Origin of the sequence: Arthrobacter psychrolactophilus (genome assembly GCF_003219795.1) — a bacterium.
Taxonomy (GTDB): domain Bacteria; phylum Actinomycetota; class Actinomycetes; order Actinomycetales; family Micrococcaceae; genus Specibacter; species Specibacter psychrolactophilus.
Map to the genome: position 1 here is coordinate 1 of NZ_QJVC01000009.1, position 14,499 is coordinate 14,499.

Annotated in this window: 11 protein-coding genes; 5 read left to right on the forward strand and 6 right to left on the reverse strand. The window is 58.9% G+C overall.

All coding sequences use genetic code 11. The features are described from left to right. Positions 1 to 56: 56 nt before the first annotated feature. Positions 57 to 767: a lipoyl(octanoyl) transferase LipB gene (lipB, locus tag CVS30_RS10365; protein ID WP_281268081.1), complete on the reverse strand. Its 711-nt coding sequence runs from the start codon at positions 765 to 767 to the stop codon at positions 57 to 59. A gap of 104 nt (positions 768 to 871) precedes the next feature. On the opposite strand from lipB, the gene CVS30_RS10370 reads away from it, so the two are divergent. Beyond that, positions 872 to 2,542, forward strand: a complete 1,671-nt coding sequence (locus tag CVS30_RS10370; protein ID WP_110485274.1) for a serine/threonine-protein kinase — start codon at positions 872 to 874, stop codon at positions 2,540 to 2,542. An 89-nt stretch (positions 2,543 to 2,631) separates the two neighbouring features. Here the strand turns inward: CVS30_RS10370 and CVS30_RS10375 are convergent, their stop codons facing one another. From CVS30_RS10375 to CVS30_RS10395, 5 genes are all read right to left on the reverse strand, one after another. After that, positions 2,632 to 3,060 (reverse strand): OsmC family peroxiredoxin, encoded by a 429-nt coding sequence (locus CVS30_RS10375; protein WP_110485275.1) that lies wholly within the window; start codon positions 3,058 to 3,060, stop codon positions 2,632 to 2,634. A gap of 207 nt (positions 3,061 to 3,267) precedes the next feature. Next, a complete protein-coding gene (locus CVS30_RS10380; RefSeq protein ID WP_110485276.1) occupies positions 3,268 to 3,621 on the reverse strand; it encodes a hypothetical protein in 354 nt (117 codons plus the stop codon). Positions 3,622 to 3,766: 145 nt separating this feature from the next. Then, positions 3,767 to 5,434, reverse strand: a complete 1,668-nt coding sequence (sucB, locus tag CVS30_RS10385) for a 2-oxoglutarate dehydrogenase, E2 component, dihydrolipoamide succinyltransferase (protein ID WP_110485277.1) — start codon at positions 5,432 to 5,434, stop codon at positions 3,767 to 3,769. 140 nt (positions 5,435 to 5,574) lie between these two features. After that, complete coding sequence (gene lpdA, locus CVS30_RS10390) at positions 5,575 to 6,957, reverse strand: dihydrolipoyl dehydrogenase (RefSeq protein WP_110485278.1); 1,383 nt, start codon at positions 6,955 to 6,957, stop codon at positions 5,575 to 5,577. A gap of 294 nt (positions 6,958 to 7,251) precedes the next feature. After that, positions 7,252 to 8,775: a leucyl aminopeptidase gene (locus CVS30_RS10395; protein WP_370800807.1), complete on the reverse strand. Its 1,524-nt coding sequence runs from the start codon at positions 8,773 to 8,775 to the stop codon at positions 7,252 to 7,254. 213 nt (positions 8,776 to 8,988) lie between these two features. Here CVS30_RS10395 and CVS30_RS10400 point away from each other — a divergent pair, with 213 nt between their 5' ends. From CVS30_RS10400 to CVS30_RS10415, 4 genes are all read left to right on the forward strand, one after another. Next, positions 8,989 to 9,954, forward strand: a complete 966-nt coding sequence (locus CVS30_RS10400; RefSeq protein ID WP_110485279.1) for a proteasome assembly chaperone family protein — start codon at positions 8,989 to 8,991, stop codon at positions 9,952 to 9,954. A gap of 4 nt (positions 9,955 to 9,958) precedes the next feature. Next, positions 9,959 to 11,317, forward strand: coding sequence for an MFS transporter (locus tag CVS30_RS10405; RefSeq protein WP_110485280.1), 1,359 nt, complete (start codon positions 9,959 to 9,961; stop codon positions 11,315 to 11,317). Between the two features lie 149 nt (positions 11,318 to 11,466). Continuing rightward, on the forward strand, positions 11,467 to 12,735 hold the full coding sequence (locus CVS30_RS10410; RefSeq protein WP_110485281.1) for a DUF4192 domain-containing protein: 1,269 nt from the start codon (positions 11,467 to 11,469) through the stop codon (positions 12,733 to 12,735). Positions 12,736 to 13,065: 330 nt separating this feature from the next. Next, positions 13,066 to 14,322, forward strand: a complete 1,257-nt coding sequence (locus tag CVS30_RS10415; RefSeq protein WP_281268082.1) for an RNA polymerase sigma factor — start codon at positions 13,066 to 13,068, stop codon at positions 14,320 to 14,322. The last annotated feature ends 177 nt before the right edge of the window (positions 14,323 to 14,499 follow it).

The window sequence follows — 14,499 nt, forward strand, 5'->3', positions numbered from 1 at the left end:
AACAGCAGCATTACGCTGCTCAATACGCAACAACTTACGACCCTCAGGCGCCAACGTCATGAAAGAACTCCTTCTGCGTTGGGTGTAACCGTCGAAGATTCAGCCTGGATGTCTGTGACAAGCGGCGCGAGAATTCGGGCGGTAGCTGCCTGAACCAGCGGTGCGATGTCCTTGGGGGTCACGGCGAGGCCGGTTTCGGCTTGCAAGGTTGTGGTGCCTGCATCCTGAATGCCGCAGGCAATGATCTGGGCATATGGGGCCAGACTATTGTTCACATTGATGGCAATGCCGTGCATGGTGACGCCTTCGTGGACGCGGATGCCGATGGCTGCAATCTTACGATCGGGGCCCTTTGCGTCAGCCAAAAGCCAGATGCCAGCGCGGCCTTCGACGCGCAAGCCGTCCACGCCAAAGTGGGCGAGAACTTCAATGATGATGTCTTCAAGGGCGTGGACATAGGCCCTGATGCCACGTACGTCGGCCAAATGCACGATGGGGTACATCACCAGCTGGCCGGGGCCATGCCAGGTGAGTTTTCCGCCGCGGTCTACATTGACCACCGGTGTTCCATCAAAGGGGCGTTCGTGGTCTTCGGTCCGTTTGCCTGCTGTGTACACGGCGGCGTGTTCCAGCAGTAAAACAGTGTTGGTAGCAGTGCCGGCAACAACGGAAGCATGAATCGCTCGCTGTTGATCCCAGGCGCTGACGTAGTCGATGAAATTTGGCTCAAACCCGAGCTCGGTGAACTGAACACTCATAGGAGTCACTTTAGAGGACGATACTTTCTCGCCTAAATCATGAAATTCATATTTCCCCTCTGGCCTGTGGATAACTTCAAGCAGGAAATCCAAAAGAGGACTATTACTAATTTATGGACACTTTTAGCCACGGCGGCGGGGTCAACGGGCCGCCAGACATCGCCCACCACGATCCGGTGCGCTGCCTAGGATCCGGGGCTCAGGGGCAGGTTTGGTTGATGGCGCCACGAGATGGTTCGCCTCCCGTGGCGGCTAAGTTCGTTGGTCCACCTGGGGCGCCCGAGAGCGGTAGCAGCAATGGTGAACCGCCGCGTCACAATGAAAGCTACATCACACAGGAATGGCGTCTTTTGACGCACTTTCGTCATGAGCACCTCATTCCCTTGCGTCAGTTGGTGCGTGATGCTCGGGGCGGACAGGTACTGCTCATGGAACATGCCGCAGGTGGTTCGCTGGCCCAGATAGTGCGAGAGCGCGGTCCTTTGAGTGTTGGGGAGGCGGTGACAGTCCTCACTCCTATGGGGCAGGTGCTGGCATTCCTGCACGGTAGGGGAGCAGTCCATGGTGATGTCTCTCCCGGCAATATCTTGCTGAGTGCGGCAGGGAAGCCCTTTCTCGCGGACTTTGGTTTTGCGCGGATGCTGGGCCAAGAAGCTCAGAAGGTGTCCGGTACTCCGGGCTTCTACAGTCCGGGGGATATGGAACGCTCTGACGCCTCCGATGTTTATGCGTTGGCTTCTGTGGGCTGGTTCCTCCTCACGGGGCGGCCTGCGCCACCGACACGCGAACGGCTTCCCATGGGCACATTCGTTCCGGAGGTACCTGCTGAACTGGTGGCGGCGCTTGAAGCCGGCCTGCTTGATGACGCTTTTCAAAGACCGAGTGCTGCGGCATTTGCCCAGGCGGTGTTTCGCAGTGCCAAGGCCGTGCCCGTCGCCTTGGGCAATGCGGTACATCCGAGCGTCTTGCCGGAACTTATGACCCGACATGAGATTCATGGAAAAGCTGACAGGAAACGAGCCAAGGTCTTTTCCTTTGGCTGGTTCAGGCGCAAAGTTCGTCCCTCGTGGCGGAGCGCGGCCCGAGGGGCGCGTCCGGGGAGTGGCATGGGCATGATGTGGGAGAGCAGGCTGGGCACCGTTCGTCGCTCGAGGACAAAGCGTGTCTGGGTGAACGGAATGCTCGCTATCGCGTCAGTCGCAGTTCTTGGGGGAGCCCTGCTGACGGTCTCGACCCTGCGGGGCGCGACGAGAGTGGAGAGTGAGCCGAACGATGCGGGTGCGGTGAAACTGACGACCGATGCCAGATACTCCATGGAGTGGGCCGTGGGGCTACCCTCAGAGATTATGAAGGGGCTGAAGGATCAGGACCCCGTGAAGGCTTTGCAGGCTCTGGCCTGGACGCGTTCTTACGCCCTCTCCAATGCCGATGAGGAGCTGCTGGCCCGCATCAATGCACCCGGCTCCGCGACTCTGGCGGCGGATAGTGTCATTGTCGAGAGCCTGAAGGAGCAGGGGCACTCGCTGTCCGGGCTAGATATTCGCATTTCCGAAGCCAGCACGGATTCGCTGGAAAGCTTACGCTCCGGGGGTGACAGCGGAAGTGCTAGTGATCCGGCCACAATTGCCGTTCGGGCCACGATAACTACGAGTGCTTTTGCCGAACTGGATGGCTCAGGTGCACTCGTGCATAGGCAAGCGGAGGAGCAATTACAGCAGTTGAAGATCATCATGACGCGAGTGGCAGAGAGGTGGGCCATTACCGAAATCCTCGACGGCGGGTGATCGGTGCCAGGCACAGAGAAGGGGTAGTGGCCGGTCACCCCGGCCACTACCCCTTCTAGAAAAATCAACGGAGAAATTCTCCGCCAGTATTATGCTTCGAGCGTTGCGTCGAGAGTGATCTCAACGCCGGCCAGAGCAGCGGAAACCGGGCAACCGGCCTTGGCGCCGTTGGCGATCTTCTCGAAGTCTTCCTGGCTGATGCCGGGAATCTTGGTCGCGAGGGTCAGGTGGCTGCCCGTGATACCGGTGCCCGGTACGAACGTGACGGCTGCGCTGGTGTTGACGTAGTCGGCTGCGAAACCGGCGCCAGCTAGCTCATGGGAGAACGCCATGGCGAAGCAGGAGGAGTGAGCGGCGGCGATGAGCTCTTCCGGGCTCGTCTTGCCCTCAGAAGCCTCGGTGCGAGCCTTCCATGTGATGTCGAAGGTACCCAGTTCTGAGCTGTCAAGTGTGACTTGTCCGCCACCGGTGGGAAGGTCGCCGACCCAGCCTGCGTGGGCGTTACGTGTTGTAGCCATGTTCACTCCTTGTGAAGAATTAGAAAATGTTGCTGCCGCGATAATCCTTGGCATGCAACTCCACCCTATGCGGTCGAGGCGCTTCCCGGGCATCTGGGAGGAAAGATTGATTAGTTCAGCGTCATTAACGAGTTAGAGTCCGTAGTCTTGCCGGTTTCGAGATGTTCTCAAGGGGGCAAGACTACGGACTCACACGGGATGACTGAGTTATGCGACCCAGAAAACAGCAACGGCAACGTTGATAAACGCCATGCCGCCAACTGCGTGGGCGATGCCCTTGGAGACGTCCTGGTTGTTCTTGACCTTGCGTCGGCCGATGAAGGCGGCAACGGCAATAACGAGGGCGATGAGCAGCTTGACGCCGATCTTCATGTGGTTGACGTCGCCGTCGCCCATTTCAGCCAAACCAACCAGCAACAGGCCGGTGACGAGCTGGGTGAGCGCGCCAATCCACTGCCACTTGCTAACGGTGGGCGTCTTGAAGGTGGCGAGCCAGCCACCAACGATCGCAGCGGCACCAAGAATATGCAAAAACACGAGCACTAAGCGTAAAAAGTCCATGGTCCCAGCTTAGGCAACTTAGTGACACAGTGTCTATCAAGGGCGGCCTTATGTGTCAGATATGACAGCAGACACAACGACGGCGGCCGGTGACTTGAGAGATTAAGTCACAGGCCGCCGTCGAGCATTCATCGACTAGGGCGTATTACAGCCCCAGGTCAGCTTCGAATGCGCCAGCTTCCAAGCGAGCCTTCAAGGTCTGCAAGAAGCGGCCAGCGTCTGCGCCGTCCACCAAACGGTGATCGTACGTCAGGCACAGGTACATCATGTGGCGGATCGCGATGGTGTCGTCACCGTCTGCATCAGCAACAACCACTGCGCGCTTGACGATCGCGCCGGTGCCGAGGATGGCAACGTTGGGCTGGTTGATGATCGGGGTGTCGAACAGTGCGCCAACCGAACCGATGTTCGTGATGGAGAAGGTGCCGCCGGAAAGCTCATCCGGACCGATCTTGCCGCTGCGGGTGCGTGAGGCAACATCGGCGATCTTGCCGGCTAGGCCAGCAAGGTTCAGATCGCCTGCGTTGGAGATGACAGGAACCAGCAGGCCCTTGTCGGTGTCCACAGCAATCGCGAGGTGCTCGGCGTTGTGGTAGGTGATTTCCTGAGTTTCCTCGTTGTATTCACCGTTGACCTTCGGGTGAACCTTGAGGGCCTCGGTCACTGCCTTGGCAATGAAAGGCAGGAAGGTCAGCTTGGTGCCGTTGACAGCCTGGAACGGTCCCTTGGCCTGGTTGCGCAGCTTGACGATGCGCGTCATGTCAATTTCGTGAACCTGCGTGAGCTGCGTGGAGGCTTCCAGCGACTCGCGCATGCGGCGGGCAATTACCTGACGGATGCGAGGTGCCTTCACCGTGGTGCCGCGCAATGAAGACGGTACGACGGCGGCAGCAGCCTTGGGAGCGGACGCTGCGGGAGCGGCCGGTGCGGCAACAGTCTTGGCAGCCTCAGCAGCGGCAACAACATCCTGCTTACGGATGCGTCCACCAACACCGGTGCCGGTGACGGTTGCGATGTCAACGCCGTGCTGGTTGGCAAGCTTGCGCACCAACGGGGTCACGTAGTTGGACTCGGCGCCAGCTGCGGGCGCAGCGGGAACTGCCGGAGCAGCAACAGGTGCGGCGGGAGCTGCGACCGGAGCTGCAACAGGAGCAGGCGCGGCAACGGGGGCCGGTGTTGCCACGGGGGCTGCAACAGGAGCAGGAGCGGCAGCCGGGGCGGGAGCAGCAGCGGCAGAGCCGATGAGAGCCAGTACGCCACCAACTTCAGCGGTCTCGTCTTCGGGAACGCGGATTTCCAGCAGCACGCCAGCTACGGGGGAGGGGATCTCGGTGTCAACCTTGTCGGTTGAAACCTCGAGCAGAGGCTCGTCGATCTCGATGGTGTCGCCAACGGCCTTCAACCAACGGGTGACGGTGCCTTCGGTGACGGATTCGCCCAAAGCAGGCAGCGTCACTTCATGAGCATCGCCAGCCGGAGCTGCGGGAGCAACCGGTGCTTCGACAGGAGCCGGAGCTTCGACGGGTGCGGCAACCGGAGCTGCTGCAGCGGCCGGAGCCTCGGTCGGAGCGGCTGCGCCGGTGCCGATGCGGGCCAGGGGTGCACCCACTTCTGCGGTCTCGTCCTCAGGTACGAGGATTTCTTCCAAGATGCCAGCAAAAGGTGACGGAATTTCGGTGTCAACCTTGTCGGTGGAAACTTCCAGCAGGGGTTCGTCGATTTCTACACGATCGCCGACCTGCTTGAGCCATCGCGTGACGGTACCTTCGGTGACGCTTTCACCCAAGGCGGGCAAGTTCACGGATTCAGACATTTCGTCCCCGTTCTCCTTCTAATGCGCTGCATTTCGCTGATGGTGCACTCAGGTGCATCGCCACGAAATTCCTTAATATAAGTGTGTTTTTAGCTTAGTGCACCCGGCGCGGGCGCCGGGTGCACTAAGCGGGTTTGTTGCTAGCCGTGGAGCGGGCGTCCGGCCAAGGCCATTGCCGCTTCTCCCAAAGCTTCGTTCTGCGTGGGGTGGCCGTGGATGAGGCCAGCAATGTCTTCCGGGTATGCTTCCCAGTTAACAATGAGCTGTGCTTCACCGATCTGCTCACCGATGTGGCTGCCGATCATGTGAACGCCAACTACGGGGCCGTCCTTTTCACGAACAAACTTGATGATGCCGCCGGTGCCCAAGATGGCGCTCTTACCGTTGCCAGCCAAGTTGTACTCGGTGCTTTCAACGTTGGCATCGCCAAATTTTTCCTTGGCCTGCTTTTCGTTCAAACCAACGGAAGCGATCTCCGGGTCACAGAAGGTGACCTTGGGGATGTTGATATCTTCAACGATGACCGGGTTCATGCCGGCAATTTCTTCGGCGACGAAGATGCCCTGCTGGAAACCGCGGTGTGCCAGCTGAACGCCAGGAACGATGTCGCCCACTGCGTAGATGTTGCCGACGCCGGTGTGGAGGCGGTCGTTGGTGATGACGAAGCCGCGGTCAATTGTGACGCCAGCTTCTTCGAAGCCCATGCCAGCAGTGGACGGGCCACGGCCAACAGCTACGAGCATCAGGTCCGCTTCGAACGTCTTGCCATCGACCAAGGTGGCCTTGACGCCGTCGTTGCTCTGCTCGACGCCCTGGAAGAAGGTGCCGGTGTTGAACTTGATGCCGCGCTTGCGGAAGGTGCGCTCAAGAACCTTGATGATGGAGGCATCTTCGTTGGGGACCAAGGAGGCCATGCCTTCGATGATGGTGACGTCCACGCCGAAGGACTTCCATACGGAAGCAAATTCAACGCCGATCACGCCGCCGCCGAGCACGATGGCGCTCTTGGGCAGGGTTTCCATGGTGAGGGCTTCGTCGGAGGTGATGACCTTGCCGCCGATTTCCAGACCCGGAAGGCTGCGTGAGTAAGAACCGGTGGCCAGAACAATGTTCTTACCGGTGTAGTTCACGCCGTTGACGGTGATGGTGTTAGCGGCGGTGAGCTTGCCTTCACCGTCGATGACGGTGATGCCCTTGCCCTTGATGAGGCCCTGCAAACCCTTGTACTTGCCGGCAATGATGCCGTCCTTGTACTTGTTTACAGCGACCAGGTCAATGCCGTTGAGCTGAGTGTTGACACCAATGGAGGCGCCTTCACGAGCGTGGTCAGCAACCTCTGCTGCGTGCAGCAGGGCCTTCGTGGGGATGCAACCGTTGTGCAGGCAGGTGCCGCCCAACTTGCCCTTCTCCACGAGACCTACGGTCATACCCAATTGGACTGCCCGCAGTGCAGTTGCGTATCCGCCACTGCCACCGCCGAGAACCAAAATATCGAATTCTTGTCCAGCTGCCTGTTCGGCCACGTAGACGCTCCCTCGCGTTCAGGTGATGCGCACATTGTTGGCGCGTCATCTCATCAATTATTGAGAGAAACCATTCCATCCGATGCGGATGCAACGTTTCTTCCGGTCAAAGACAAATACTTTCAGCATTCACCTTACGTCAGTTGTTCCATTCAACGCCGTTGTTGCGGTCACAGTAATGGTGATTGTGGTCATAGTCACCCCTCGAATTTCTAGGGTGGGAAGTTTTCGGTAACGCGGTGCGGTTGCGGCGCCAATACCTCTTGACGCCGCAACCAGCACTTTTTCTTGAAATTAGTGGCTACGAGCTACTACATCTTCAACGTAGGCAACCAATGTGCGCACAGCCATGCCGGTGCCCTGCTTGGGGGTGTAGCCGTAGGCTGAACCCTCATTGAAGGCCGGTCCGGCGATGTCCAGGTGAGCCCACGGAATGGTTTCGCCATCCTTGCCCTTGCCAATGAATTCCTGCAAGAACACAGCGGCGGTCATCATGCCACCCATACGTTCGCCAATGTTGGCCATATCCGCTACGGGAGAGTCCAGCGACGGGCGCAATTCCTCCGGCAACGGCATGGGCCAGATCAGTTCGCCTGCGCGGTCTGCGGCAGCCTTCAACGCGGCACTGACACCCTCGTCACCCATGACACCGGCGGTACGGTGACCCAAGGCAACAACCTGAGCGCCGGTCAGGGTAGCAACGTCGATGATGACATCGGGGAATTCCTGTGAAGCGGCAACCAAGCCGTCGGCCATGACCAAGCGGCCCTCGGCGTCGGTGTTGAGGACCTCAACCGTCTTGCCGCCCAAGATTGTCAGAACATCAGAGGGGCGGATGGCGGTGCCGGAAGGCATGTTCTCGGCAATGCACAACCAACCGGTCATGTTGACCGGAAGACCCAGGGCTGCCACAGCCAAGATGGCGTTCAGTACTGCCGCGGCGCCAGCCATATCGCACTTCATGGTCACCATGCCAGCGCCGGGCTTGATGGAAATTCCACCGGAGTCAAAGGTGATGCCCTTGCCTACGAGTGCCAGATCGGCCACGGCGCGATCGGACTTGTATTCCAGCTTCACCATGCGCGGGGGACGAGAGGAACCCTGGCCTACGCCCATGATTCCGCCGTAGCCCTCCTTGAGGAGGCGCTTTTCATCCAAGATGGTGACCTTGACGGGCAAGCCCTTAGCCAAGTCCTTGGCTGCTTCGGCAAAGGTAGCCGGGTAGAGCTTGCTCGGCGGCTCGTTAACCAAGGTGCGCGTTGCGTTGACAGCATTGGCTACGATCGTGGCCCGCTCCAAAGCTGTGGCCAGCTCCGGATCCTTTGCGAGCGTTGAATGGATCGTGACCTTGGCAATGGGGGACAACTTGCCCTTGGTGTTCGAGTGCAGGCTTGCGTACTGGTAGGCGCCCATAGCGGCACCTTCCGCAATCCCAGCAACCTGGGCGACCGCCGTCGTCGGGAACGCGAAAAGCACATGGTTCAGGCCAGAGAGCTGACGCGCAGCGGATCCGGCCGCACGACGCAGAGCCTCATCGCTGACGACACCATTCTTGGCGGTCCCCACGCCGGCTAGAACCAAAACCTTGGTGCCGGTCTCGGGCAAGCCGGGAAGGCGAACGAGCTGATCGGCTGCGCCGGTGACGCCCAGAGCCGTCATCGAGCCGTTGAGCGATGCAATGGATGCGGGGGAGAGGGGAGCGCCCAGGATGACTGGACCGTCGGTGCCCTTACTGACAGCAATGACCAACGCATCTGCTGCTACCTTCGCCAGATCCGTGCTGATGACGCGGAAGCTGATGTTTTCTTTCACACTCACTGAAATACAGTCCTCACTTTTGGTGATATTGAACGGGTGTCTCTGCCCTCGATCGTATCCCCAACGCCTCAGGAATGCTCGCCAGCGTGGGTGTTGCCGCGCTCCGGTACCGTGGAAAGAATAAAGAGCTGAGGCGCGACGAATCGTTGTAAGGAATGATCGACGGGTGTGCGGCGTTGTGCTCTCTAGAGAAACAAGCAGCTGAGGAAGATCATGAATTTCACGCAACACACGCCTTTTCACCGTCCAGAATCCCTGTTTATCGTCAACGAAGAACTAGCGGGCGAGCAGGATCTTCGTGGTGTGAACATGGTCATGTCCTTCACCGGATTTTCCGACGCGGGTCATGTCGTGACACAAATTTCCAAAGAGCTCAAAGAGCAGCTGGCGAACGCCCCCTTGGCCATTTTTGATATCGATCAGCTCATTGACTACCGCTCTCGTCGTCCTCGCATCACTTTTGCCGAGGACCACCTCACGGACTACAAGGCACCGTCGCTGATGCTGTATCGCATGGTCGATGCCCTCGGGACGCCATTCCTCTACCTGCAGGGGAGTGAGCCGGATCTGCAATGGGAACGGTTTAGCGCTGCCGTGCTGTCTCTGGTGGAACGCTTCGATGTGAATTTGGTGGCCTGGGTCCATTCCGTCCCTATGGCCGTTCCCCACACCCGGCCCATCGGCGCCACCGTGCATGGGAACCGTCCGGACTTGATCGAGGGCATTTCTGCCTGGAAATCAATCGTTGAGATTCCTGCGGCGATCGGCCACGTCCTTGAATACAAGCTGGCCGAGGCCGGGCGCAATGTCGTGGGATACGCGATCCATGTACCCCACTACCTTGCCGACGCCGAGTACCCGTTGGCCGCTGTTGCCGGACTGGAATTCCTCGGAGCCGCCGCGTCCCTCATGCTGCCCAGCGAACGCTTACGCGAGTCGGGTCGCGCTGTGGAGCGCCAGATCACCGAGCAGGTAGAAGGCTCCAGCGAGGTGGCTGCCGTGGTCTCCAACTTGGAACAGAAATACGACGAACATACAGAAGGGTCTGCTCGTCGCTCCCTCCTTGCGGACGAGAACGATGAGCTTCCCGACGCTGATGAACTAGGTGCAGCCGTTGAGGCTTACTTAGCGAGCCGTGACACAGGACAGCAAGGGCTGGGGCCAGCTGACATAAGCTAAATGCGTGAATGGTAAACGCGCGTGGTTGGTCTGGGGTGTTGGTGTTTTTGCGTACCTGATTGCGGTGACGCACAGGACCTCATTTGGTGTAGCAGGTCTCGTCGCGACGGATCGATTCGATGCGACGGCCTCAGCGCTTTCGGCCTTCACCGTCATCCAGCTCGTGGTTTACGCGGTCCTGCAAATTCCTGTCGGGGTACTGGTCGATAGATTTGGCCCCCGGGTCATGATCGCCACAGGTGCCGGGCTCATGGCGGTTGGACAGTTGCAGTTGGCGGCTGCGACGTCCGTGCCTGGCGGAGTCGTCGGTAGGATTTTTGTTGGTGCTGGCGACGCCATGACCTTCATTGCGGTGATACGTATTATTCCGTTGTGGTTCCCCTCCTTCCGAGTCCCCGTACTCACCCAGCTGACCGGTCAACTAGGACAGCTGGGACAGCTCATCAGTCTTGTACCCTTTGCTTTTGTCCTACATGCTGCCGGTTGGAGCCCCGCCTTTGCCGGCCTGGCTGGGCTCGGTGTCTTGGCCTGTGTCTTGTCCGCGGCACTTCTACGGAACGCGCCTCAAGGCATGGAAGCCCCCGCGTCAAAGGACGGCATCAAAGAAACAGCCGTGAACTTGACCACGGCATGGCAGCAACCCGGAACCAGACTGGGAATGTGGAGCCACTTCGCGACCCAATTCAGCGGCACGGTCTTCGTGCTGACCTGGGGATATCCTTTCCTGGTCTCGGGGCAGGGCCTGGACTCTGGAACGGCCAGTGTCTTGTTGAGTCTCTTTGTTGTGGTCGGCATCATTTGTGGTCCTTTCTTAGGAAGCTGGGTGGGTCGTCACCCGCTGCGCCGCTCCAGCATGGTGCTCGCCGTGACACTAGCGACGGCGGCTGCCTGGGCCGCGGTCATCGCTCAGTCGGGCCCATCGCCCTTGTGGCTGCTCGTGCTGTTGGTTCTCGTCTTAGCTATTGGCGGGCCGGCATCCATGATCGCCTTCGACTTTGCCCGAACTTTTAATCCCTCTCATCGCATTGGAACGGCCACCGGAATCGTCAACGTTGGTGGTTTTGTGGCCGCCCTCATCAGCATGTACATCATCGGCATCATTTTGGACCTCCTCAACAGTGTGGGATTCTCCTCCGACGGCCTGTATTCGTTGGACGCCTTCCGCGTCGCTTTCTCCTTCCAATTTATTGTTCTGGGATTTGGCTTTGCCGCTGTTGCCATTACACGTGGAAAGGTCCGTCGCGGGATGGCCGAGCGTGGAGAAGTTGTGCCGCCGCTGCGCGATGTCCTTGCCGATAACCGTCGCCGTCGTGAGCAGTTCAAAAAGGAGCAGCAAGCACAACGCGAGTCCCGCAAGCGATAGCAGTAGGGGCCCGACTTTAGGCTTGTTGTCGCAGTCGTCGGGAAAAAACTTTGGCATCTTATGCGGATCTGGGGCTGCGTTATCCACAGATTTGGCGTTTTCGCCGGAAGGCTCTTACATCCTTGACCTTCCGGCGGGAACCTAAAGGCATGGGAAATCAACCAGACAAGATCAGGGTCAGCGCCGGTGAAGATCTCCTGGCATTCATCCCCCACATGGTGGGATATTGGCCGAACCGCAGCATCGTCTGTATCGGGATGAGCGGGAAGCGCTTGCGGGCCACCATGCGACTAGACCTACCTGCGGAGGACTACTCCGAGGTGCATCGCTTTGCCGAGATTGCGGCATCTCAATTATCCAGTGATCCGGATGCCGATGGCTGTCTCATTGCCATCTTCGGCAACGAAGACTGGATTGCTCCGAAGCAGATACCGCACGCCCAAACCTACTCCGCACTTCGGATGGCGTTGGCCGAAGTCGGCTTGCCGGTGCGCGACGCATGGTTCGTGGGACCTGATCACTGGCGAAGTTTGGAATGCACGGACGCGGGCTGCTGTTCGTGGCCAGGGAAAGACAACTCAGCTATTCGCGAAAGTTTCGTCAACACGGAGTTCATCTATCGGGGCAGTCTGGTCCGAGAAAGCCCGGCGGAACAGATTCAAGAGCTCATCGCCGTAGAGGACGAGGCCTTCGCGGCATCAGTTCTCGCAGCCGGCGAGGAGTACCGAGAGCCACTGGCTCAACGAGGCCTGGGTGAAGAGCAGATGGCGGTGACTCTCGGAGCCTGGGAGCACAGCTTAACTCGCTGGCCCACAACTCCTGATGCATCCATGACCGCATTCCTTCTTGCGAGCCTGGCCGACACGACGATACGTGACATCGTCATGGTCGCGCTGGCAACGACGCCCAACCATGCGTTCACCGGGGCTATGGCTTTGCGTCTTGTGGAAGAGGACGAGGGTGAACTGCATGTCCCACACGCCTGGCATGGAGGGAATCAAGCAGCTTCCTGCAGCGTGCATGTCGAGAGCTATGCCGACACCACGTATCTGTATGCCTGCCGAGACTTTGGCAACATTTTGATCGGGGAGATTTCCGACGGCGATGGCAGAATCAAGGGCCCCGATTGGCAGCGCCTTGAGAAAGCGCAACTTCTCCTCCAGTTCCTCTGCCGAACCACACGAGGAGCCGATAAGGCGCCCGTGCTGTGCATCTTGGGATGGATTCAATGGTGCAAGGGCCGAGGCACCTGGGCTGGCACCTACTTCCAGCAGTGTCAAGCGTTCCAGCCCGGATACCGGCTAGCCAGCATGCTGGATCAGCTTCTGGCTATTGGCCACATTGCCAGCTGCGCCAAAGACGAACGCACGGCGTGGCATGGATCCTCGAATGAAAGCTCGGAAGAGAAGGCTGCGTGAACTGATAGGGACGGTGTGGCCCGAGATGCTGTGACGGAGCCGGGCGGAAAATTCTGGCCCATCCATGGAGTTGCGCAAGGAGCACGGTGCAAATCGTGAGACACTATAAGTCGAGACCCGGTTGGGTTCGTGTTGAGGCATTGAATAAGTTTGGAAAATGGGATTCGGAAGGCTTTTTCTTCCGGTGGGGCGGGAACAAAACCGCATCACAGAGAGTTATACCCTCTGACCCTCCAAGCAGAAGTGATGCGCCAAGCAACGCGGACTTGACAGGGTCATAGTGGTGTTGCCCGAAGGTAACTCCACAGACCGCCGTAAGAAAGGTTTTCTGTGTCTGCTACTGACAAGAGCAATGTCTCCCCAACGAAGGAGAACGAGGATCCCACCTCGTCAGCCACCGCGCCGCTGACTCCCGCACAGAAGCGCGCTGCCACCATCGCTGCCAAGAAGGCAGCAGCCGGTGATGATGCAACACCCGCCGCCGCTAAGAAAGCCCCGGTTCGCCGCGGTAAGGCCAAGGCTAAAGACGATGAAGAGTCCGGCTCTGATTCGGTTGTAGAAGAAGATGAACAAGACGATGCCAAGGCCGAGCGTCCTGTCGCTACCGGCACTGGTTTCGTCTACTCCGATTCTGACGATGACGATGCACCCGTTCAGCAGGTTATGTCAGCCGGTGCAACAGCTGACCCTGTCAAGGATTACCTGAAGCAGATCGGTAAGGTTGCCTTGCTCAACGCCGAGCAGGAAGTCGACCTGGCGTTGCGCATCGAGGCTGGTCTATTTGCGCACGAGAAGATCGAAGAAGCCGGCGACGCCATGGACGTTCAGCTCAAGCGCGATCTTCAGCGCATTGTGCACGACGGAAAGCGGGCCAAGAACCACCTGCTGGAAGCCAACCTGCGTCTCGTTGTTTCCTTGGCTAAGCGCTACACCGGCCGCGGAATGCTCTTCTTGGACTTGATTCAGGAAGGTAACCTCGGTCTGATCCGCGCCGTTGAGAAGTTCGACTACACCAAGGGCTTCAAGTTCTCCACCTACGCAACCTGGTGGATCCGTCAGGCCATTACTCGTGCCATGGCCGACCAGGCCCGTACGATTCGTATCCCGGTCCATATGGTTGAAGTCATCAACAAGTTGGCTCGCGTTCAGCGCCAGATGTTGCAGGACCTGGGCCGCGAACCCACACCCGAGGAATTGGCCAAGGAATTGGACATGACCCCGGAAAAGGTTGTCGAGGTTCAGAAGTATGGCCGCGAGCCCATCTCTCTCCACACCCCGTTGGGTGAAGATGGTGACTCCGAGTTCGGTGACTTGATCGAAGACTCCGAAGCTGTTGTACCGGCCGACGCCGTGTCCTTCACGCTCTTGCAGGAACAGCTCCACTCCGTTCTGGACACACTGTCCGAGCGCGAAGCCGGTGTTGTTGCCATGCGCTTTGGTTTGACCGATGGCCAGCCGAAGACTTTAGACGAAATCGGCAAGGTCTACGGCGTCACGCGTGAGCGTATCCGTCAGATCGAATCCAAGACCATGTCTAAGCTGCGTCACCCGTCGCGTTCACAGGTTCTGCGCGACTACCTAGACTAAAGCCGAGAGGATCGGATACAGATCCTCTCACAGTTCGTCTGAGAACAACCCGCCGGTGCGGGGGACAGCCATGCTTGGTTGCGCCCGCACCGGCGGGTTGTGTTGTTTATAGCCTCAAGAGCCCAGCGGGCGCAAAAGGGCAAAAAAGTAGGGTTCCGGATCAATCCGGAACCCTAC